The following is a 1,335-nucleotide window of genomic DNA, read 5'->3' as shown; positions in this document are numbered from 1 at the left end:
CGTGCGCCGTCTCCCTTCCCGCTGCGAAAGGCCCCTCATGAGCTACCGCACCCCCGACGTCTCCCAGGAAGAGCAAACGATCCGCGCCGCCGAGGCCAAGGCCGACGACCTTCCCCGCGTGTCGCTCTCCACCAATAAGGGCGACATGGTGCTGGAGCTGTACGAGAACGAAGCGCCGAACACGGTCGCCAACTTCGTCTCGCTCGTCGAAAAGGGCTTCTACAACGGCAAGATCTTCCACCGCGTGTTGGAAGACTTCATGGCCCAGGGGGGCTGCCCCGAAGGCAGCGGCCGCGGCGGCCCGGGCTACGCGATCCCCTGCGAGTGCTACCTGCCGAACGCCCGCAAGCATTTCGCGGCCACGCTGAGCATGGCCCACGCGGGTCGCGACACCGGCGGCAGCCAGTTCTTCATCACGTTCGGTCAGACGTCGCACCTCGACGGCAAGCACACCGTCTTCGGCCGGGTGATCCAGGGCGAAGAGGTGCTCGGCAAGCTGCAGCGGGTCGACCCGAGCCGCCCGGTGCCCGGCGTCACGCCCGACAAGATCGTCACCGCCAAGGTGCTGCGGAAGCGTGACCACGAGTACCAGCCGAAGACGCTCCCGTCGCGGCGCTAATCGTCGCGAACGTCTCGACTCTCTCCCCCGGCCGACGATGACCGTTCATCGCCGGCCGGTTCGCTTTGCCACACGTCGGCGGCCGGTTCGCGCGCGAGCGCGGGTCGTCACGGCGTCGTCCTTCTTCCTCTGGAGCCTGGCGATGAAAGTTCTCGAGCTCTTCCCGCGGCGGGCGCTCTTGGCGCTGGCGGTCGCGGCGGCGGTGGCGGTTCCGGCCTCGGCCCTCGACGACGCGGTGTCGCAAGAGGAACGCGCGATCCGCGAGAAGGAGGCCAAGGCCGACGACCTCCCGCGAGTGAAGCTCTCCACGACGGAGGGGGACATGGTCGTCGAGCTGTACGAGAACGAAGCGCCGAACACCGTCGCCAACTTCGTCTCGCTCGTGGAGAAGGGCTTCTACAACGGCCTGACGTTCCACCGCGTGTTGGAAGACTTCATGGCCCAGGGGGGCGATCCCACGGGCACCGGCTCCGGCGGTCCCGGCTACAACATTCCGTGCGAATGCTACCAGCCCAACGCCCGCAAACACTTCCCCGCGACGCTGAGCATGGCCCACGCGGGACGCGACACCGGCGGCAGCCAGTTCTTCATCACCTTCGTCCAGACGAAGCATCTCGACGGCAAGCACACGGTGTTCGGCCGCGTGATCGAAGGCCAGGAAGTGCTCGACAAGCTGCAACGCATCGACCCGAGCTCGCCGAGTCTGGGGACCAAGC

General features: G+C 67.3%; 2 protein-coding genes. Both read left to right on the top strand.

Going from position 1 to position 1,335, the window contains the following annotated elements:
• Positions 1-619, top strand: a 619-nt coding sequence (locus tag DP116_RS28020; RefSeq protein WP_211173564.1) for a peptidylprolyl isomerase, incomplete at its 5' end; no start/stop codon positions are given.
• Between the two features lie 142 nt (positions 620-761).
• Positions 762-1,335: peptidylprolyl isomerase (locus DP116_RS28015; RefSeq protein WP_169158222.1), on the top strand; the 574-nt coding region annotated here is incomplete at its 3' end.

Origin of the sequence: Brasilonema bromeliae SPC951, assembly GCF_012912135.1 — a bacterium.
GTDB lineage: Bacteria > Cyanobacteriota > Cyanobacteriia > Cyanobacteriales > Nostocaceae > Brasilonema > Brasilonema bromeliae.
Note: the sequence above shows the minus strand (reverse complement) of the source record. Positions and strands in the feature narration are given on the sequence as shown.